The sequence below is a fragment of the Pseudofrankia coriaricola genome, assembly GCF_001854805.1.
Classification (GTDB): Bacteria; Actinomycetota; Actinomycetes; order Frankiales; family Frankiaceae; genus Pseudofrankia.
Window position 1 is genome coordinate 63,655 of record NZ_MBLO01000125.1, and the last position, 20,796, is coordinate 84,450.

The window sequence follows — 20,796 nt, forward strand, 5'->3', positions numbered from 1 at the left end:
GAACGACCGCGCCCGCGATCCGCCGCCCAGGCGGCGTATTCTCGCCTGGTCACCGCTGACCCGAGATCGCCCCGCCCGGGGCGGTCCACGGCCACGGAGACCGCCAAGCCCTCGTAGCTCAGTGGATAGAGCGACCGCCTCCTAAGCGGTAGGCCGCAGGTCCGATTCCTGCCGGGGGCACCCAAGAACGATCATCGTTGAGCTATTTGCGCTGGTCAAACAGGGTGACCGGCATCGCGACTGAGCCACGCGCCCTCACCCGAAACGCACCGCATCGCCGCCACCAGCGGTTTCGCGACCGACGGCCGGCGTAGGTCCGAGCCCCCAGAGACAACGCCAGCAAGCACCTTCACGAGCTGGTCGCCCGTGAACTCGCCGCCACGACCGCCGTACTCGACGACGCCGCCTACGACGAGCACCTCGGATATCGACTGCTGTCCGCTGTCGCGGAGCTGTGTCAGCTCGCCGGGTGGGTCGCGATGGACGCCGGCCACGCTCAAGCCGCCCGACGCCTTTACCTCGACGGCGTGAAAGCCGCCCACGCCGCCGGCAACAGCCCGGTCGCGGCGAACCTGATCTCGCCTACTACCTGGCATTCGGGGCCGTGCTGTACCTGGCCTGGGCCCTGCGCGGTCAGACGCCCCGCGGCCTGGTCGACGACACCAACTCACTGATGTGAACACCGACCGTCGTCTCGAGATCGTCTCGGAGGTCGACGATCTCGAACGCAGGCGTCCAGTCGGCCGCGGCGGTTGTCAACGGCCCAGCGCGGTCCGCGAGGCGGCCTGGGCGTCGACGGTACGGCGCGGACGGCGAAACCGAACTCCTCAGCCGTTCTGCCGGACGCCGGACGACAGCGGGCACTCAGCACGGGTTTCAAACAGCGTGCGGGTCGTTCGTTCCACGCGCCAGAACCGCCAGTCGCCCGGTTGGAAGCTCCGGTGGCGGCCTTGGCCGCGGCGCTCGGCGAGCGGTGGATTTCGCCGGAGGCCGTGCGGATTCGGCCGTCGGCCGTCACGGTCGCTGGGAACAGCCGGCCGCGACGGCTCCCGACGAGCCGCTCGCCGGCGCGCAGTCGGCCGGCATCGATCAGGTCTGCCGGGGTCGCGTTGCAGCGCTGCCGCCGCGGGCGTGCTCCGTCGTCATCGGCGGCGACATCGTTCCCACCGTCACCGCCTTCGCCGCCCACTGCGCCGGAAGGCTTCGCGGCGGGTGGACGCGGCAAGTCGAGCGTCCGCGGCGACCAGATCCGCTGGTCAGCCCCTGCTCAGCGGCAAAGGCGCTGAAACGTTTGTGCCCCCGGCTCCGGTGGGTGTCCGGCTGCTCGGCGGCGTATTCTTCCTCGTCTCCACGCTGTGCCTCGGAATTAACGGGCAGCCGCCGCGACCGAAGTAGTTCCGGCGGATAGTGCACGGCATGAGACTCTCTGCCGCCGGTCCGTCGACTCGCCTCCCGCGGTGCGGCAGGGTATTGGCGGCGACGGTCTGGGTGGGCGCGATGGTCCTGGGGCTGGTCGCATGCGCCGGCTCCAGCCCGTCCGGCGGCGCGGCGACGCCCGCGGCCGCTGGGTCGTCGGCGTCGTCGGTGTCGGCGCCCCGGACGGTCTACGACGTGGCCTACGCCGGGACGTCCCCGGAGCAGCGGCTCGACCTCTACCTGCCCGCGGCCGCGGGCCGTCCGGCGCCGTTGGTCATCTGGATCCACGGCGGCGGCTGGCGGACCGGTGACAAGAGCTCCATCGCCGACCGGTACGACCCGACCGTGACCCCGCCCAAGCCCACGAGCTGCAACGACGTCGTGCAGGTCCAGGTGCCTGACGTGGCCGCGCTGACCGCCCGGGGCTACGCCGTGGCCAGCATCAACTATCGGCTCGAGCAGGACCCGATCACCGCCGTCCAGGACGCGAAGGCCGCCGTCCGCTACCTGCGAGCGGGCGCCACCCGCTACCGCCTCGACCCGGACCGGTTCGCTGCCTGGGGCAATTCGGCCGGCGCCTACTCGGCGATCATGGTCGGCCTGACCGGCGGCCAACGCACGGTCTTCGACGATCCCGCGCTGGGCAACTCCGATGTCCCGGCCACCGTGCAGGCCGTCGTCGACTGGTACGGCCCCACCGACTTCGCCAGCATCCCAGGCCACCTCGGACCGGCAGAGAACCCGTTCACCTATATCGTCGCCGGACGGTCGCTGCCGCCGTTCCGGATCGCGAACGGGGACGCCGACTGCGTGGTGCCGGTCGCGCAGGCCCGGCGGCTCTACGACGCGCTGCGGACGGCCGGGTCAGTCGCAACGCTGGCCGTGCTGCCCGGAGCCGGTCACGAGGACCCGGCCTTCATGCGCACCCAGCTTGCCCCGACCGTCACCTTCCTGGCCCGGACCTTCGGTCAGTAGGGGGACGGCGGCCAGCCCCCGGGGCGACGATGCTCGGCCCGATCCATTGCCCCAGGAGTCGCGGCGGGGACGGGACGAGAACGGACGGCGTCCGACCGCGTGACAATCAGCCGAGTCCAACCGGATAGATGCTGGCCGCACACTTCCACATGGCTAGAGCAGCACTGTTCCAGCAACAGCACGTCACCGGTCAAAGTCTCGGCTCCCAAGGCAGGGTACCTGGGCGACGTCGATCAACGCCGGATCCCGGCGCCCAAGCCCTTGGCCGGGGAGGGGACTTGTCACGCGGCCTCGGCGATGGTTCTTGCCGCGCTGTGCCACACTCACCTGTCGCCGCGCGAGCCATGCGGTCTCAGTCTTGGTCTCGTTCAGGGCCGTTCAGCAGCGGTCGAGACCTCGCAGTGGCATCGCTCGGCCTGCATCGCGGACCGCGCTGAAGGTCGGCGGACGCACCACCGTGGCACTCCTAAGCGGTAGGCCGCAGGTCCGATTCCTGCCGGGGGCACCCAAGAACGATCTTGGGTCTTCTATTTACGCTGGTCATCAAACTAGGTAAGCGACATCGCGCCTCAACCTCGCCGCTCATCCAGGGACACGCCAAACCGGCCGCCACCAGCGGTTTCGCCAATCGCAGGCCGGCAGAGGTCCGTGCCCTCCGGGGTAACGGCGCCGACAGCCCGGTAACGCCAGCTTCGGGTTCGAGTCCCTGACGGCCCACCACGCTGTGTAGTTAGCCTCTGACCTGGATTGATAGGTTTTACGTATCGGTTGTGTCGCTCGAGGGTCACGTGAACGCGCAGGTAGGCGGGCCTGACTCCTGGTTCGTACGGAAACATGGTCCTGCTCAACAGGCGTCCGCCCAGCCCGCGCGACAACGGGGCACCCGGCCACGGACGCACCCAGGGCCACCGGCCAAACTCAACATCAACAAGGCTGGGAGGCCGGCTCGCGATCACACCCGGCCGAGGCACGAAAGATCTGAGCCAATGCAGGATCGCGCTTGGCTATCGCGGGATGGTGTGCGGACCGGCGACTACCTGGTCGACCATTCCATAGTCCTTCGCCTCGTCGGCGGTGTACCACCGTTCGCGATCGAAGTCACGGTCAATCCGGTCCTTGGGTTGCCCAGTGTGGTGGGCAAGCCGTTCGCTTATCATTACCTTGACAAAGGCGAGCTGTTCGTCCTCGGTGGCGACGTCGGATCGGTCTGCGTTCCGGCCCGCCGTTGGCGGGCGTGTCATGATTCGCGCATGCGGCAGGGCGTAGCGTTTACCAGTCGCCCCCGCGCAAAGAAGTAGCTGTGCTATGCCCGCGACCAGTCCCATCCCGACCGTGACAACATCGGCCTGGATGAACTGCATTGTGTCGTAGATCGCCATGCCGGCACCCACCTTGCCGCCCGGCGAGTTAAGGTAGAGGAATATGTCGCGGTTTGGGTCCTGCGCTTCCAACAGCAACAACTGGGCGCAGATTTGGTCCGCCCGGTCGTCCTCCAGGACCGCGCCGACGACGATGATCCGCTCCCGCAGCAGCCGTGCCTCCTGCTCCGGCCAGAGGGGGTCCGTCTGCTCAGGCGTGCGGTTCGGGAGCGGAGACTCGGCGGATGGCTCGGTCGGGGTCGCGTCGCTCGGCGGGGTGCTCGTCGTAGTAGCTGGGTTGTCGGGGTCGACGTGCTTGGGCCGATCCTCGAAGATCTTGATGACGACCCACCGCTGGCCGCGCGGTTCGGCCTGCCGGCCGGGGTAAACCCGGACCTGGGTCCTGGCCGGGCAGGCGGCGGACAGTTCGCCCGCCAGGGCCAACCCAAGATCGCTCCCGTCTCCCCAGAACCTCCGGCGGTTGGCTCCAGTAATCTGCGGGTCTTCCTCGAACACCTCGGGGACGGTTTCCTCGAAAAGTCCGCTCATGAACTCGGGCGACGGTGGCTCCCGCCCTTCGACCAGGACGCCGACGTGGACGAGCGGCAGGTTGAGGCGCGGTGTCTGGACCTCGTCGCGGCGTCCGTTCGGACGTGGCGCGGAATCCATCTCCCCACCGCATCGGAGGCAGCCACGAAGAATGCCCGTCGGTCCCGTCGGCACGTGCGTTCGACAGAGCGTCTCGCCGCACTTCTTGCAACCCGCGCCGAGCGGATTGGCGATCACGAGAGTTCGCCAGGCGTCTCTCGAGTGGTGCGCGCTGACCCAGGTCACCTGACAGCCAGGCGCGTCGCAGAAACAGAAGATCGGGGAAAGGCGGCTGTCCATCAGATGCGGGCGCTCGAGCACCTCGTCGGGGCTCGCGTCGGCGGTCCGCCGCGTGCCCGCGCGAACCACCTCGCTGGCCAGCATCCGCGCCTCCGGCTGACCCGGGTAGACGTCAAAGATGATCAAAAGCCGCTGCAGGGCTGACCGATACCTTCGCGCCTCGTACAACGAGAGCGCGTCGTCCAGCAGTGTCCGCGTCCACCGCGTCACCCCGGACGTTCCTTGGCCAGCGATCATCACGACGCCTCGGCGCATCTGGCAATATTGCGCGGCAGTGCTATCACCATTCCGTCATTCTGCGGGTTGCGGTCCGCGCAAGTCCGCGCTTCGGAGCGCCGCCAGCGGGGCTACCGGGAAGCAGCACAGCCATCCGGGTCTCCCTGGTACTCCAAGTCGCTGCTCTGTGATCATTTGGTTTGTGGTCTCGGCGGCGATAGTGGCTGGTCCCGGCGTTGGCTGCGTGGCGTCGTCGCCAACGTGACCAGCGCAGGACGTGATCGAGCGCTATGGCTGGCGGGGTGATGATCGCGTTGACGAGGCGACGGGTCTCGTTGACGGTGATCGGTAGGAGGTGCTCATCGCCTGGCTGGTCACGCTGCTCGGCCGCGGCGTAGTCCGAGCGCGAGGACACTCTCGAACCCGAGGAGAAACGCCAACGCGACCACGAGGCCCCCGATCACGGGCACAAGTCGGGTCGGCGCGTCCCGAGCCGCGACAGATTCGGAACGCTTGTTCGATTCGATAGATGATGTTCCGGTTGGCGCGGTCACCGGGCGTCGCCCCTGGCTACGGCCCGGGTAGCGACCGGACGGACAGCGATTTCAGGGCCAGCAACCAAGATCGAACGGTTCGGATGCTGGTACATGGTCCACTACGGCGAGCGACAGGTCACTGACCTGGTCAAATAGGCTGTACCTATCTGCTGGGCTGCTCGGGCGTTGCCTAAACGAGCAGGTAGATAGGCAGATCATCCGGTTCGTACGGCTCGCCCATCAGGACCACCAGACCGACAAGAGCCACTCGTGCGAACGTCCCCCGACCGTGGCCAGGGGTGGCACCGGTCGCCGGCGACCGGGTCTGCCCAGCCCACCACGCAGCCGCCGCCGTTGCCGCGATCAGCCCCACCAGGTGGGAACGCAGGCGACGGCGGCCTCGACCAGGTCCGTTTTCGTCACCGTGTCGTCGCTGAGCCACCCGGAGATGGCACCGGCGAAGCCGTGGGCGACAAATTGGGCGATGATCTGATGGTTGCCGGCAGGCAGGTCCGGATGGGCGCACCGGGCGATGAAAGCCAGGCTGTAATCGGTGAAATGGCGAACCAGCGCCTCGTACACGCCGCGGTCGGCCGGGTCCCGCAAAGCATGCTGATAGACGGCCTGGAACCGTTCGACGTGGTCGGCGACGTCGGCGGTGGCCAGACGCAGCATCTGCGCCGCCGAATATCCGCCTCCGGCTCGTCGATCCTCCTCCAAGCGGTGGGCGCGCTCCAGATCGGCGTAGAGGACCTCGATGAGGAGTTCGAGGGGACTGCCATAGCGGTTGTAAAAAGTCGCGCGAGTCACCCCGGCACGGTCGGCCAGCTCGGCAACGGTGATCTGTGAGACCGGGCGCAGGGCTGCGAGATCCACGATCGCCTGCGCCAGGACTTCCGTCGTACGTGCGATCCGCGGATCTATCCGGTCAGCCATCCGTCGCCCTCCCCGCCAGCGTCCGAACGGACCGGCCTCCGCCGTTCAACGGCGGCCCGTCGCAGCTCAGCGCCCGTTGCGTCGCAGCCTAAAACCTGCTGTTATCCACGTGTAAAATAGTCTTTGTGAGAGGCCACCATGGCACAGCACACGACAATCTCACCCGCGGAAGCCGCTGACCGACTGGCCATCCGCGAACTGGTCGACGCGTACGCGCGCTGCGCGGACCGGCGCGACGCCAAGGGCCAGATGGCGCTGTTCACCGAGGACACGCGCTTCCTGGTGTTCATGGACTACGACTCCCCCGAGCCGACCCAACAGGTACGCGGGCGCGCGTCGCTGGCACCCGTGTTCGACACCCTCAACGCCTACGCGGTCACCATGCACTTCAACGGGCAGAGCACGGTCGTCCTCGACGGAGACCAGGCGAGCGGCGAGAGCTACTGCCTGGCGCACCACCTGTCGGTCGCCGAGGGTGGACAGCGCACCGTGATGATCGCTTCTATTCGCTACCTCGATGAGTTCGTCAAGCAGGACGGCCAGTGGCTCTTCGCCGAGCGCCGGCTGATGGTCAACTGGGTGGAGACCCGACCGTCTACACCTTGATCTCTCGGCCGGCCGGCGTCCAACTGCCCCATGGCGCCCAGGCTCCGGCCGCGGATTCACGGGAGCGACACGCACCCAGTCGAACCGGAACGTGGAGTGACATCACATTTTGGGCCACGGACCGGCCAGCGATGATCTGCCCGGCCGAAGCGGACCCGGTAGAAATCGGTCAGGCCTGAGGCAGCCCCTGGCTGTCAGGTGCGAGGAGTGCTGACGGACACATGACGAGCGTGGCGACGGAGCAGCACGCTAACCAGGTGCCGCGGCAGAGCGCACAACGCTCTGCGGGTACTCGTGGAATGCTCGACCGGCCGGATCTGCTCCGGCTGCTGGATCGCGCGACGACCAAACGGGTGACGGTCATCTCCGCCCCACCGGGAAGCGGCAAGACCTCGCTGCTGCGGGCGTGGGCCGATCGCTCGGACCTCCGTCATCGCGTCGCGTACGCGTCCGTCGACCGAGGCCAACAGGACACGCAGCTCTTCTGGTCAGCGCTTCTGGAGGCGATCCGCGGCCCAGCGTCCTCGACCGGCGCTGCGGCCCCAGGTGCGGCGACACTCGACGGCGACCAATGGGTCGATGCGGTCGTTGCGGCGCTTGCCGAGGTCGAGCCCGCCGTCCTGATCATCGACGATCTCCACGAGCTCAACCTGGCTGATGGCCGCGGACAGCTTGAACGCCTTGTCTCGACGTTGCCGCGCTCTGCGCGGCTGGTGCTGTCCTCTCGGCGAAATCCGCCCATACGGCTGCACCAGCTCAGGCTGGCTGACGAGCTGGCGGAGATCCGAGCTGACGATCTTCGATTCTCGAGGACCGAGGCACGCGAGTTGCTCGCCGCCTCCGGGATCACCCTGTCCGAGCGCGCGATAGCGACGTTGCACCAGCGCACAGAAGGCTGGGCAGCCGGCCTGCGTATGGCAGTGATGTCGCTTCGGGGTCACCCAGACCCCGAACGGTTCGTGGCAGAGTTCTCGGGCATCGACCGGGCGGTCGGGGAATACCTGATGGCCGAGATGTTCGAAAGACAACCAAGCATGATCCAGAACCTGCTGTTGCGTACCGCGCTTGTCGACCGCCTGAACGGCGAGCTCGCAGACCTGCTGGCCGGCCTATCGGGCTCCGAGCAAGTGCTGCTGCACCTGGAAGACGCCAACGCCTTCGTCGTCTCGCTCAACCCCAGCCGTACCTGGTTTCGCTACCATCAGCTTTTCGCCGACTTTCTGCGCCTTGAGCTGCGCAGACGGCACGCCGACGAGATTCCTGACCTACACCGCCGAGCGGCGCAGTGGCTTGATCATCATGGTGAGATCGCCGACGCCGTGCGGCACCTCCTCGCCGCCGGCGAGTGGCCTGACGCGGCCCGGCTGCTCGCGGACCATCTGTTCAGTCTCACCCTCGACGGGCAGGAAGGCACGATCGCCGCGCTGCTTCGGCTGTTCCCGGCCGGCGTCTCCGTCGATCACCCCGAGCTGGCATTGGCACACGCAGCGGTCGAACTCGCGCAGGGCCGTTTGGAGGAAGCCGCCGCCCGGCTGGCCCAAGCCGAAACCCACGCCCAGAGCGCCTCGCCAGACCGCCGTCCGAGCCTCGCGGTGGCAGTCGCTTCGTTGCGGCTCGCGCGAGCCCGGCGCAGCGGGCGATTCACCGAAGTCCTGGAACAGGTAAGCCTGCTCGACGCCTCAACAGCAGGCACATCGAGCGACCTCATCGCGATGAGCAGTGAGTTGCGAGCCGTCGCGCTGATGAATCTCGGGATCGTGGAGACGTGGTCAGGCCGGTTCGCCGACGCGGACCGGCACATGACCGAAGGAGCGACGCTCGCGGAGGCGATCGGCAGGCCGTATCTGGAGGTCACCTGCCGCGCCTACCAGGCGTTTCCATCCCCCCTCAGCTCGCTCGCCACGGCACGCGACCGCGGTCGTCAGGCGCTGACCGTGGCCGAACGCCATGGCCTGACGGACCACCCGGTCCTCGCGCCCGCGATGGGAGCGATCGCCTGCATCACGGTGTGGATGGGCGAGTTCGAGGAGGGCGAGCGCTGGCTTCGCCACGGCTGGAGCGTCGTTCAGCCAGACATCGACCCTGCCACTGCGGTGCTGTTGCACATGGTGACCGGCATGGTGCACGCCGGTCGCGGCGAACACCGGTCGGCACTTGAAGCGCTCACAGCGGCCGTGCGGGCGCAGTCTCTGCTCACCGGTGCGCACATTCTCGCGACGGTGATTGCAGAATGGCTCGCGGTCACCCAGGCTCGGCTCGGGATGCCCGACGAGGCCCGCGCGACGATCGCCGCGTTCTCCGCCGAACACGAACCGATGCATGGCATCGTGCTGGCCAGAGCACTCATCAGCCTGACCGAGGGCGACCCTGCCGTGGCGCTAGCTGCCCTCGGGGACGTGCGGGACATGGCGCCGCCACCCGGCTTCCCGGCCTACGCACTCGTAGAAGCACATGTGCTCGCCGGCCTCGCGTACCTCGCCCTGGGCGATCAAAGGGCCGCCGCCGCGTCGGCCGAGGCAGCGCTCGCCGCTGCGGAACCAGATCGGCTGATCTACCCGTTCGCCCTGTTCGACGCTGCCGAGCTCCTCAATGTGCTTCCGCGGCATCAGACGGCGCATGGCGCGTTGCTCGTCGATGTCGTCGACCTCCTGCGGGAGACTCCGCCGCCAGGTCGCGACCGCGGCCAGGCCTCGTCCTCGGTCGCGCTCAGCCGTAGCGAACTGCGGGTACTGCGCTATCTGCCAACGAACCTCACGCGGCCAGAGATCGCCCGGGAGCTCGGCGTGTCGATCCACACGGTCAACACGCACATCCGCAACGTCTACGCCAAGCTCGGCGCGCGCGACCGGTCCACCGCTGTTCAACAGGCACGCCACCTGCGGCTCCTGTCCAACCAGCTCCCGTCGACACGGCCCATCTAGCCCGGCGCGATCCTCCTGTCCTCCGCTGAGGCCGATCAGGTCCGCAGCCCCTCTCGCGACGAGCCCGCGACGGTCGCGCGCCACCACCAGCCGTCTGGGATCGGTGCGTCGCCGATGGCCGGTCTTCGTCCACCACCCGCAGGGACTGCGCCCGCGCTGAAGCCGGTGGCATGGGTAATCACCTGGATCTGGCGAGGGCCGGTCACCGGGATTCAGGCCATCGTGCGCTCATGAGCACGGAACAGCAGCGCCAGCTAGACGCCATCCTTCGCCAGGGCGGGCTGGACACCAGCGCAGACGTCGCCACGATGCGGGCGGCCTTCAGCGATCTCATGGCACGGATACCGGTGGCTCCCGACGTGCAGCAGAAACCCGTGGAGCTGGGCGGGGTCGCAGGCATCGAGGTCACCATCCAGGGCCACGACTCCGAGAATGTGATCCTCTATTTTCACGGAGGTGTCTACGTCATCGGCAACGCCGAAGCGACGGTGCCGTTGGCAAGTGATCTCGCGCGAAGAACCGGCACCAAGGTCATCACGACCGACTACCGGCTAGCGCCCGAACATCCCTATCCAGCCGCGGTCAGGGACGCACGGGCAGCCTACGAAGCCCTCCTCGCCCAGGGCATCGCGCCAGCGCACATCGCTCTCGCGGGCGAATCAGCCGGAGGCGGGCTGGCCGTGGCCGCGCTGCTCGCCCTGCGGGACAGCGGCGTGCCCCTGCCGGGCTGCGGGTACCTGATGTCGCCCTACGTGGACCTCACGCTGTCCGGAGAGACGCTGGCCACCAAGCAGACGCTCGACCCGCTACTCACCCTCGACGGGCTTCGCGCCCGGGTTCCGGACTATGTCGGGACCGCCGACGCCGCCGACCCCTACATCAGCCCGATCTTCGGCGACCTCCGCGAATTGCCGCCGCTGCTGATCCAGGTGGGTTCCCACGAGATCCTCCTCGGTGACGCCCTCCGGCTCGCCTGGCAGGCAGCCATTCACGACGTCCCGGTCACGCTCGATGTCACCCCCGGTGTCCCGCACGTCTTCCAGGCCTACGCAGGTCTCCTCGACGAGGCGGGCGAGGCACTGGACCGGGCGTCACGCTTTCTGAATCTTCACCTCGCCCACCCGGAGGTCCAACTGTGACTCGGATTGGCGTCATCCTCGGAAGTACCCGCCCCGGACGCCGCGGCGAGCCGGTCGCGCGCTGGGTGATGGAGGAGGCGAGCCGGCGCACCGACGCCGAGTTCGAGCTCATCGACCTTGCCGACTACCCGCTGCCGCACCTCGATGAGCCCCTTCCCGCGAGCACAGGGCAGTACCAGAACGCGCACACCAAGGAATGGGCCGCAACGATCGCCCGATTCGACGGGTACGTCTTCATCACGCCCGAGTACAACCATTCGACATCAGGCGTTCTGAAAAACGCCATCGACTACCTCTACGCCGAGTGGGGCAACAAAGCGATGGGCGTGGTCTCCTACGGTGCGATTGGCGGCGCCAGAGCCGCCGAACATCTCCGGCTCATCGCCGGCGAACTACGGATTGCAGACGTCCGGACCAACGTCGCGCTCTCGCTGCTGACCGACTTCGAGAACTTCAGCCAGTTCAAACCGAACCAGCATCAGGCAACGGTGCTCGACACACTTCTCAGTGAGGTCGTCGCCTGGAGCCAGGCGCTGGCGCCGTTGCGGCACAACGCGCGGCCCGCGTAGGCCGCAGCGACCCGCAGGAAGGGACCGTTGAGCATGGCTACCAATACAGAATCGGCCACTCACGACTGGCCAGAGGACCACGAAGAAGGAACCGAGCAGCTTCCCAGCCGTCGATGGTGGGCCCTCGCCGTCATAGCCGTCGCCCAACTCATGGTCGTGCTCGACGGCACCGTGGTCACTATCGCACTGCCTTCGGCCCAACGCGACCTGCATATCTCCAACGCCGATCGGCAGTGGGCGATCACCGCCTACACGCTCGCGTTCGGCGGCCTGCTGCTGCTCGGCGGACGGATCTCCGACTATGTGGGCCGCAGGCGAACCTTCCTGATCGGGCTACTCGGGTTCGCCGCAGCCTCCGCACTCGGCGGTGCGGCGCAGAACAGCGGGACGCTCTTCGGCGCCCGCGCCGTCCAGGGCCTTTTCGCGGCACTGCTCGCGCCCGCCGCCCTGTCGCTGATCACAGTGACCTTCGCTGAGGCCAAGGAACGGTCTCGGGCGTTCTCGGTCTACGGCGCCATCTCGGGCGGCGGCGCCGCGATCGGCCTGATCGTCGGCGGATCGCTGACCGAGTACACCTCGTGGCGCTGGTGCCTGTTCATCAACGTGCCGATCGCGATCATCACCTTCCTCGCCGGCACCGTCCTCATCAACGAAAGCAGGTCCGAGAGCGCCACCTCCTACGACATCCCAGGCGCCATCCTCGGCACGGGCGGGCTCGTCGCCCTCGTCTACGGATTCACAGCCGCGGCCAAGCCCGGGGTCGGCTGGCTCTCGGTCGAGACCATCAGCCTTCTCGCCGGCGCCGGCATCGCGCTCGTCGCGTTCGTACTCGTCGAGACGCGGTCCACACACCCCCTGTTGCCGATGCGCGTGGTACTCGACCGCAATCGCGGCGGCACCTACATCGCCTCGCTGTTGTCCTTCGCCGGATTGTTCGCGATGTTCCTCTTCCTGAGCTACTACCTCCAGTACAATCTTGGATACAGCGCGCTGAAGACGGGCCTGGCAGTTCTACCGTTCAGCGGCGGGGTCATCGTTACCTCGGCCGTGGTGCCGCCACTACTCTCCCGAACCGGGCCCAAGCCGGTGATGCTGATCGGGCTGGCCATGGCCGCCGTCGGTCTCGCCACCTTCACCGCCATCTCCGACACAAGCAGCTGGGGCACCCGCGTCCTGCCCGGCGAGCTGCTCATGAGCATCGGCTTCGCCCTGCTCCTGGTGCCGCTGTCCAGTCTCGCGCTTTCCGGAGTGAACGACAACGACGCCGGCGTCGCCAGCGCGCTCCTCAACTCGACCCAGCAAATCGGCGGCTCCCTGGGCACCGCGCTACTGAACACCTTCTATGCGAGCGCGGTCACGTCCTACGTCGCAGCCCACCATCTCGCACCGTCCGCGTTCAATCCGCTCGCTGCGATCCACGGCTATCGCGTCGCGTTCTGGATCGGCGCCGGCCTGGTCGCCGCGGCCTTCGTCGCTATTCTGGTCCTGGTCAACGCCGGCAAGACCACCGTCGCCGCACAGTCTGACGTCACGCCCAGCGCATAGAGCCGCGAGCGGCGAATCTCAATACCCCTCGCACTACAGACAGATCCATGGTCGCCTCAGCCTGGATGCACCGCCCGATTTGTGCCTTGAGCGGTGCGTTGAACGAGAAAGTGCCCTCTGGCCTGGGAAGATGGGGTTGCTGAAACCATCCTTCCCCCCGGGAAGAGGGCACTTCCAAGGTGCGATTGTTGCATACCGCCTCGCGGACCCATGTCGCGTTCGACGACCCGTCTCTGCTCGGCTCGGCTGGGCTGGTCCCGGTGATGCGCCTCGCCGAGCGGGCCGGGCTGGGCGACCTGGTCGCCGAGCATGTCAAGGTGCCCGCGTCGGCCTGGTCGGCGGGCGCGAACGCGGCGGCGAAGGTCGGCTGCCTGGTCGCGGGCATGGCCGCGGGCGCGGACTGCCTCGACGACATGAACCTGCTGCGCGCCGGCGCTCTCGACGGCGTGTTCGACGGGATCCGCGCACCGTCGACGCTCGGCATGTTCGCGCGCGCGTTCACCTGGGGCAACGTCGCCCAGCTCGGCAAGGTCAACAAGCTGCTGCTGGTCAGCCTCGCCGCCGCGGCGCCGGCGCTGCTGACCGGGGCCGACGCGCTCACGTTTGTCGACCTCGATACCTGCCAGCGCCGGGTGTTCGGCCCCCGCAAACGGGGCGCCAGGTTCGGCCACACCAAAATCGCGAGCAAGTCGGTGTTCGTCCGCGGCCTCAACGCCATGATCGGCACCGTGTCCACCCCGACCGCGGCTCCGGTCATCGCGAACGCCCGGCTGCGCGGTGGTAACGCCGTGTCCGCGAAGGGCGCGGCCCGGTTTCTGGCCGCCACGGTCGGCACCGCCCGCCAGGCAGGGGCGACCGGCGTGATCGTCGCGAGGTGCGACGCCGGGTTCTACACCGCCGAGATCGTGGCCGCGGCCCGCCGCCAGCAGGTCCACTTCTCGATCACCACGCCGCAGAACGTCGCGATCCGGGCCGCCTGCGAGGCGATCGACGAGGCCGCGTGGGTCCCGATCCGCTACCCGAACGCGATCTGGGACGAGGACCTCAAGGAATGGATCTCCGATGCGGAGATCGCCGAGACCACGTACACCGCGTTCGGCCACACGAAGACGCCGGTCACCGCCCGGCTGATCGTCCGCCGGGTCAAGGCCCTGAACAGGAAGGCGAACACCGGGCAGGGCGAGCTGTTCGACGTCTGGCGCTACCACGCGGCGTTCACCGACAGCCCGTTCGCCCTGCCCGAGACCGAGGGCCAGCACCGCGACCACGCGATCATCGAGCAGGTCAACGCCGACCTGATCCACGGCCCGCTCGCGCACCTGCCGTCCGAGGTGTTCACCGCCAACGCCGCCTGGCTCGTCCTCGCGGCGATCACACACAACCTGCTGCGCGCCGCCGGCACGCTGGCCTCGCGGTTCCACGGCCGCGCCCGTGGCGCGACCCTGCGCGCGCACCTGGTGAACATCCCCGGCCGGCTCGCCCGCCACGGCCGCGGCCACGTCACCGTGCACCTGCCCACCGGCTGGCACGCCGAGAACGCCTTCACCGGCCTGGTCGCCGCCGTGCACGCCCTGCCGCCCGCCCGAGCCGCCTGATCCGGGCCGCCCCCCCCGCACCCGGTCAGCACCATCGCGCAGCGCCCGCCTGACGGAGCCCCAGGACAAGCCGCCGAACCGTGAGCGGCCATCAGTAACGACCAGCGATGACCACTGTCGGTTAACGACCGTTACAGATCAACTGAAATAGCCGCCGAATCAGATCGGTGCATCCAGGCTCAGCATCTGTTGCTCATGCTCGCCAGGAGCGCCATCCGCGCAGCCAGTCGGCCTATCGCTGGCTATGAGCGATTCGATCCAAGGGCCAATGGACGGTGGGCACCGCACCGTACAGCTACACCCGCAACAGCGGGCACAGCCTCGCGACCCTCGACGACGAAATCACCATCGTCAAACTGATCTTCCGCCTCTACACCCGACGCCGGCTCGGCTGCCGCGCCATCGCCGCCCACCTCAACGAGCGGAACCTGGTACGCCGCCGCGCGCACCACAAGGCGATCGCACAACCAGGAACCAGCCCTGAAGCACAAAGCCATCGCCGACGTCCTCACCAATCGCATCTACCTCGGCAAGGTCCGCTTCCGTGACATCGACGCCCGCGCCGCGGTGATCGAGCCTGCCACCTTCGATCTGGCCCAGCACATCCTCACCGAACGCGGCGAGACGAACCCTGAACTGATCTACTCCATCCGACCGGCCAGGGTCCTGGCTGCCGGGCGCCATGCCCAGGCAGCCAGGACCCACCCGGAGGAGTCGGCGCTCGGAGCGGCGCCGCATCACGCCAATCGCACCGCCTACTGAGGCTCTCCCCTGGCGAGGCCCGTGGTGCTTTCGATCTGGGTGTGAGTGTCGCTGCGCAGTTGCACAACCAGGCTGCGAGCGACGCCAGCGCCGACATGCAGGCGTTTGCGGAGCGTCTCCGCGGAGATCGGCCGCTGATGCTGCTGCCAATGCAGCACATCCTCGGCCCGAGCTCGATGCAGCAAATCCTGCTCGCGGGCCCTAACATCCACTCGACACCCCTTCGTTGCCGAGGCCGGCTCAGAGGCGGCGGGGCGATCCCCCCACCCGTGCTGTTTCGCCACCGCGCGACCATCCGCGACATCAGCCCCGTGCGGCTCTGGTGGCGCGACCCCCGACCCGGCAGGCCGCATAGCATGGAGCAGACCCGACCCCACCTCCGCCCAGCCGATCAGCAGCAGAGGGCCAACGGCATCGAACGCCGCCTTACCCAGGTTCCCGGCCGCAATAGGCTCGGCGATATTAAGCGCCAGCGTCACCACGCTCGCGAACACCAGAAGTCGACGAGCAGGCCGGATCTCCTCACGAGGCGCGCCCCGCAGCGCAAGCTCCCGGATCGCGACAAGCAGGCCAAGCACGGCAAGTCCACCACCGGCGCGACCAACGGCGCCACATACGCGGGCACACCCAGCCGCAGACCGAGCAGTCAGACATTGCCGAACCCAAACAAGAACGTCAGGGCAACCACTGCGGCCATGATCGCGGTGACCGCCCGGAACGCTACACTACGCCCGTCCACACCAGGCGCCGAGACAGGAGTCGTCGTGGTCATCGCGCACCACGCGGAACCTCGAAACTGGCCTCCACAACCAGTTCCCCGGCAGGAACCCCCAGGTCAGCGCCTCCCCCTTCTGCACGGTTCCCCGCCGGGGGCACGCGATCGAGATCTTCCTGTTCGCAAACCCGTCGGGTTTGCTCCCAGACTCCTGCGCCATGCTGCTCCGGGGCCGAGCCCCGGACCCCACGCCGAAAGTTGCGTGGATGCTGTACGAGCCTCCACGGGGGCACTTTTCATGTCATGACCAGCGCGTTTACAGCGCTTAGCGATCGAAGGCTTCAAGCGCTCCGGTCGTAGGTCTATTGACTTTCGGCGTGGCGCGACGCTCCGACGGGCGCGGGCGGGGTGGCGGGCCCGACGTGCCCGGGTGCCGAGCGAAGCGAGGCGGGGCCCCAGTGGCGCGGGCGGGCCGTCGGGGTCCTGCGCCGCGCGCGGCGCGGGCGGCGCGCCACGCATCTCAACGACCGGCGCCCGCGCCCTGTCGGTTCCAGACACGTGGCCGTTAATGCGGTACGGGAGCCTCCTGGCATGAGCTACGACCTGGCCGTATGGGATGGCGAGCGCCCAGCGGATGAAGAGACCGCCAGCCAGGTTCTCCGAGGTCGCACAGCACCCTCAACGGATCGACATGCGTCCGGAGCTTCACGACGAATCGACGGTTGGTTCACTGTCACGGTTCAGCCACGGTATGTGTTGTACCGTCCGGGACATGACGGTCGACGGTCGCAGCGATCAGGCCAGAACGGATCTCGTGACGCCGTGGGCCGCGACATGCATCCTCGCCCGCTCCGACGGGACCAGCCTGCCCGCCGCGGTCCAGCGCGGAGTCGCCGCGGGACGGTGCGGCGTGTGGTGGATCTTCGTTGACCTGCGCTGCTAGGGCTGTGGGGCCCGAAACGCGACTACTTGACAACGCCCGGGTGCTACGACATTCTTGTAGTAATTGAACTAAGGCTAACCTTACGAAGGCGATGCGGGGGTGAGTGGTGGAGTAACCCTGCCGGGGCGGCAGGGCGGTGCTCAGTCGGGTCACTTTCCACCGTGAAGGAAGTCTCTGACCTGCGGACTTCCCTGTGGTGTGGTCGGCTGAGGCGTACTTGTCTCGGGTCCCAGGGTCGGGTCGCCTGACCTAGGCTGACTGCTCGTCTCGTGGCTGTCGCTCCCACGGTCGGAGGTTCCAGGCCGGGCTCGATGGCGGCGTCCGACGGCGGGCGACTCCGCGCGCCTCTGCTCGTCGAGCGGTGCAGGCCGACGTGTCTCGCCACGGCGGTCGCGTCGATGGCGTGGAAACCTGTGTCATCTGGCCGCGTTGCCATCCGCCGTTGTCGCGGCCGGCTGGCGAATGCCGGCCGTCGTTCGCGGCGTTCGACAGCGGGATTCGCGGCGCGTGATATAGGCGTCGATCCTGTCTTGTTGGATGGGTTTGTTGTGGGTATTCCGGTCGGCGGAGCGAGGGCGAGTTCTCCCGCCCGCATCTCGGTGGAGCATGCGCTCAGGAATCACTGAAGCGAGCATCGCTCTGTTCGGAGAGGCGCGGACCGTTCGCGCGTCCGCGCCCCAATTCCCTCCTCTGGAGCGCGTGTCGCGCGCCCTTGGACGTGGTAGAGCCGACGGTCTCCATCACAGAGATTAAGGACTCAGGGAAGATTTGTCGAAACGTGTAGGTGTCGGTATGACCTCTGTTGGCCTGCCCTGCGTGGCGGGTTCGACCGCGTTCTTCGTGCGTGAGCTGGCTCGGCATGGCGAACGCACCGCGGTGGTCACGGCGGAGGGGCAGCTGTCGTACCGTGAGCTGCGGACGCGGGTCGACGAGGCCGCCGCGCGGCTTGGCCCTGGACGTCGGCTGGTGTTGCTCGCCGCGGTCAACTCGCTCGATGTGCTCGTCATGTACCTGGCGGCGCTGTCCGCTGGTCATGTGGTCCTGCTGGCGCCGGGTGATGGTCCCGGCCCGGCGGCGTCGCTCGTCACGGCCTACGACCCCGACGTCGTGGTGCGCCCGGTCGGCGCGGCGGTCGAGGTCGAGCATCGACGCGACGGATCCGGCCACGACTTGCATCCCGACCTCGCCCTCCTGCTGAGCACGTCTGGCTCGACGGGCTCGCCGAAACTGGTTCGCTTGTCGTACGCGAACCTGCAGGCCAATGCCGAGTCGATCGCCGAATACCTCGAGCTGCGGCCGGAGGATCGCGCCCCGACGACGCTGCCGATGTACTACTGCTACGGACTGTCGGTCGTCCACAGTCACCTGTGGCGCGGAGCCGGCCTGATCCTCACTTCCCGATCTGTGACCGACCCGTGTTTCTGGGACCTCTTCCGGGCAGGGAAGGGCACCTCACTCGCCGGTGTGCCGTATACGTTTGATCTCCTGGACCGCGTCGGTTTCGACCAGATGCCGCTGCCACATCTGCGCTATGTCACGCAGGCCGGCGGTCGGCTCCCGCCGGACCGTGTGAGTCGCTATGCCCGGCTTGGGCAGCGTGACGGCTGGGATCTCGTCGTGATGTACGGCCAGACCGAGGCCACCGCTCGCATGGCCTACCTGCCCCCGCGCCTCGCCGCGACCCACCCACACACGATCGGCATGCCGATCCCGGGTGGGTCGTTCCGGCTCGAACCACTGGCCGGCGCCGGCCGCGACGACGGCCAGGTCGGTGACAGCGCGGACGGTCTCGCGGGGGCCGGCGGGGTGGCCGACGCCGTGGGGGAACTGGTGTACACCGGCCCCAACGTCATGATGGGCTACGCGGACTCGGCCGCGGACCTAGCGCTGGGCTCGACGCTGGACGAGCTGCGCACCGGCGACATCGCGCGCCGGACCGACGACGGTCTGTACGAGATCGTGGGGCGGCGGACCAGGTTCGCCAAGGTGTTCGGACTGCGTATCGACCTGCGCCGGGTCGAGGAAGTGCTCGCCACCGATGGGCTGAGTGCCTGCTGCGTGACCGACGACGCCGCGATCGACGTGGTGGTCGCGGGCCCCGCCGACCTGCTGCTCGTCCGTGGGCTGGTCGCGCGGACGTGCCGGCTGCCGGACACCGCGGTGCGGGTCCATCTCGTGGACGCGCTGCCACGCCTGCCGACCGGCAAGGTGGACCTCGTCACGATGCGGAGGATCGCGCGTGCCGCGGCGCCTCCCGTGCCCGCCGCGCGGCCTGTGGCCGCCTCCGCGCACGGACGCGAGCCGTCGGACGTCGCCGCCGACGTGCGGCGACTGTTCGCCGACGTGCTGCGAAGCGACGAGGTCACCGAGGACAGCACGTTCGTGAGTCTTGGCGGCGACTCGCTGTCCTACGTCGACCTGTCGCTGCGCCTGGAAGATCTCCTCGGACATCTGCCCGCCAGCTGGCACACCACCCCGCTACGGGATCTGGCCCCGGCGGCCAGGCCGCGTCGTGGACGAAGCGCGTCCGTCGAGATCAGCGCTCTTCTGCGCGCGGTCGCGATCGTGTTGATCGTCGGTACCCATGCGAACACCTTCGACGCGATCGGTGGCCTCCTCGGCGGCGCTCACCTGCTGATCGCGGTCGCTGGCTACAACTTCGCCCGCTTCCACCTGACGTCTGCTCCGCGCTCGCGGCGGGTGCGCGGCCTGCTGCGCAGCACGGCCCAGATCGCCGTTCCGAGCGTCCTGTTCATCACGGCGCTCGTTCTCGTCATGGACGAGCACAACCTCGCCAACATCGTGCTGCTCACCAACGTGTTCGGACCGGACCTGGCCGGCCCGACCTGGGAGTTCTGGTTCATCGAGGCGCTGGTCCAGATCCTGCTGGTGCTCGCGGTTCTGGTCAGCATTCCCGTGCTGGACCGGGCGCAGCGCCGCTTCCCGTTCGCCGTCGCCATGGGGGCGCTGGCGGTCGGTCTCCTCACCCGGTTCGAGGTGGTCGTGCTGCCCGCGGGCCCACGCCATACGCAGACCTCGGTCGCCGTGTTCTGGCTGTTCGCGTTGGGCTGGGCCGCCGCCGCCGCGACCACGGTGTGGCGACGGCTGGCCGTGACGGCCGCCGCGACGCTGACCATCCCCGGCTTCTTCGCGGACGCGCGCCGGGAGGACATCGTGCTCGGTGGCCTGGTCCTGCTGATCTGGATCTCAAGCGTGCGCTGTCCACGCCCACTGCGGCGGCTGGCCGGCGTACTGGCCAGCAGCTCGCTCTGCATCTACCTGACTCACTGGCAGGTGTTTCCCCTATTGCAGGTCGACCACCCGGTCCTGGCGCTGCTGGCCTCGCTTGCCGTCGGCGTGGCGGCGTGGCGGCTCTGGTCGGACGTGACGGCGTTGTTCGGCCGGCTCAGGCTGCTCCCGCGCTCGTTCGTCCGGGCGGGCCGTCGCCCGGTGCCCCATCCGCCGGGCGTCCCACCGGCGTCCTCCAGTCGAACGCGCCCGCACAAGCAACCGAAAGTGCGTCCAGCTGCCGCGCGGCTCGCGTGTGCTCGCCGCCGCGGCGGTCGACCCGACGTTGAGCACCCACCGCCAGGCATGCTCCACGTCACCCATCTGGAATCGAAGGTAAGGATGGGTTAACTTAACTACTACAAGTTTGTAGCTGTCTGGCCTGTTT

Annotated in this window: 15 protein-coding genes, 1 tRNA gene and 1 pseudogene; 12 read left to right on the forward strand and 5 right to left on the reverse strand. The window is 68.2% G+C overall.

The features are described 5' to 3' along the window. The first annotated feature begins 107 nt into the window (after positions 1-107). Positions 108-180 (forward strand) — tRNA-Arg (locus BCD48_RS18225). 35 nt (positions 181-215) lie between these two features. On the opposite strand, the gene BCD48_RS18230 is transcribed toward BCD48_RS18225, so the two are convergent. Both BCD48_RS18230 and BCD48_RS56705 read right to left on the reverse strand, forming a co-directional pair. After that, positions 216-542, reverse strand: coding sequence for a hypothetical protein (locus BCD48_RS18230; protein ID WP_071049628.1), 327 nt, complete (start codon positions 540-542; stop codon positions 216-218). Positions 543-667: 125 nt separating this feature from the next. Then, complete coding sequence (locus tag BCD48_RS56705; protein ID WP_397428672.1) at positions 668-1,189, reverse strand: restriction system modified-DNA reader domain-containing protein; 522 nt, start codon at positions 1,187-1,189, stop codon at positions 668-670. A 308-nt stretch (positions 1,190-1,497) separates the two neighbouring features. Between BCD48_RS56705 and BCD48_RS18235 the strand changes: the two genes are divergently transcribed. Next, entirely contained in the window at positions 1,498-2,391 is an 894-nt protein-coding gene (locus BCD48_RS18235; protein ID WP_241841826.1) for an alpha/beta hydrolase, read from the forward strand. A 1,004-nt stretch (positions 2,392-3,395) separates the two neighbouring features. Here BCD48_RS18235 and BCD48_RS55725 read toward each other — a convergent pair. Both BCD48_RS55725 and BCD48_RS18245 read right to left on the reverse strand, forming a co-directional pair. Continuing rightward, positions 3,396-4,847, reverse strand: a complete 1,452-nt coding sequence (locus tag BCD48_RS55725; protein ID WP_312627793.1) for an ATP-dependent Clp protease proteolytic subunit — start codon at positions 4,845-4,847, stop codon at positions 3,396-3,398. A gap of 905 nt (positions 4,848-5,752) precedes the next feature. Then, the gene (locus tag BCD48_RS18245) at positions 5,753-6,325 is read right to left on the reverse strand and encodes a TetR/AcrR family transcriptional regulator (protein WP_071049630.1); all 573 of its coding nucleotides are present in this window, start codon (positions 6,323-6,325) and stop codon (positions 5,753-5,755) included. Positions 6,326-6,463: 138 nt separating this feature from the next. Here BCD48_RS18245 and BCD48_RS18250 point away from each other — a divergent pair, with 138 nt between their 5' ends. From BCD48_RS18250 to BCD48_RS18280, 8 genes and pseudogenes are all read left to right on the forward strand, one after another. Then, entirely contained in the window at positions 6,464-6,931 is a 468-nt protein-coding gene (locus BCD48_RS18250) for a nuclear transport factor 2 family protein (RefSeq protein ID WP_071049631.1), read from the forward strand. Between the two features lie 221 nt (positions 6,932-7,152). After that, complete coding sequence (locus BCD48_RS18255; RefSeq protein ID WP_198543294.1) at positions 7,153-9,852, forward strand: winged helix-turn-helix domain-containing protein; 2,700 nt, start codon at positions 7,153-7,155, stop codon at positions 9,850-9,852. Between the two features lie 230 nt (positions 9,853-10,082). After that, positions 10,083-10,991 (forward strand): alpha/beta hydrolase, encoded by a 909-nt coding sequence (locus BCD48_RS18260; RefSeq protein WP_071049633.1) that lies wholly within the window; start codon positions 10,083-10,085, stop codon positions 10,989-10,991. Next, positions 10,988-11,560 (forward strand): NADPH-dependent FMN reductase, encoded by a 573-nt coding sequence (locus tag BCD48_RS18265; protein WP_071049634.1) that lies wholly within the window; start codon positions 10,988-10,990, stop codon positions 11,558-11,560. Before BCD48_RS18260 ends, BCD48_RS18265 begins: the two co-directional genes overlap by 4 nt. A 33-nt stretch (positions 11,561-11,593) precedes the next feature. Beyond that, positions 11,594-13,105: an MFS transporter gene (locus BCD48_RS18270; RefSeq protein ID WP_071049635.1), complete on the forward strand. Its 1,512-nt coding sequence runs from the start codon at positions 11,594-11,596 to the stop codon at positions 13,103-13,105. 179 nt (positions 13,106-13,284) lie between these two features. Further along, positions 13,285-14,680 (forward strand): annotated as a pseudogene (locus BCD48_RS18275) (IS1380 family transposase); the annotation flags it as partial. A 295-nt stretch (positions 14,681-14,975) separates the two neighbouring features. After that, on the forward strand, positions 14,976-15,248 hold the full coding sequence (locus tag BCD48_RS50720; RefSeq protein ID WP_131804037.1) for a recombinase family protein: 273 nt from the start codon (positions 14,976-14,978) through the stop codon (positions 15,246-15,248). Positions 15,249-15,267: 19 nt separating this feature from the next. Then, on the forward strand, positions 15,268-15,462 hold the full coding sequence (locus tag BCD48_RS18280) for a hypothetical protein (RefSeq protein ID WP_071049637.1): 195 nt from the start codon (positions 15,268-15,270) through the stop codon (positions 15,460-15,462). Here BCD48_RS18280 and BCD48_RS18285 read toward each other — a convergent pair. Further along, complete coding sequence (locus BCD48_RS18285; RefSeq protein ID WP_491677145.1) at positions 15,456-16,040, reverse strand: hypothetical protein; 585 nt, start codon at positions 16,038-16,040, stop codon at positions 15,456-15,458. The two genes, BCD48_RS18280 and BCD48_RS18285, sit on opposite strands and share 7 nt — an antisense overlap. A 909-nt stretch (positions 16,041-16,949) precedes the next feature. Between BCD48_RS18285 and BCD48_RS51365 the strand changes: the two genes are divergently transcribed. Then, entirely contained in the window at positions 16,950-17,120 is a 171-nt protein-coding gene (locus BCD48_RS51365; protein ID WP_157910523.1) for a hypothetical protein, read from the forward strand. Between the two features lie 792 nt (positions 17,121-17,912). Further along, the gene (locus tag BCD48_RS18290; protein WP_083418833.1) at positions 17,913-20,759 is read left to right on the forward strand and encodes an AMP-binding protein; all 2,847 of its coding nucleotides are present in this window, start codon (positions 17,913-17,915) and stop codon (positions 20,757-20,759) included. Positions 20,760-20,796 lie beyond the last annotated feature (37 nt).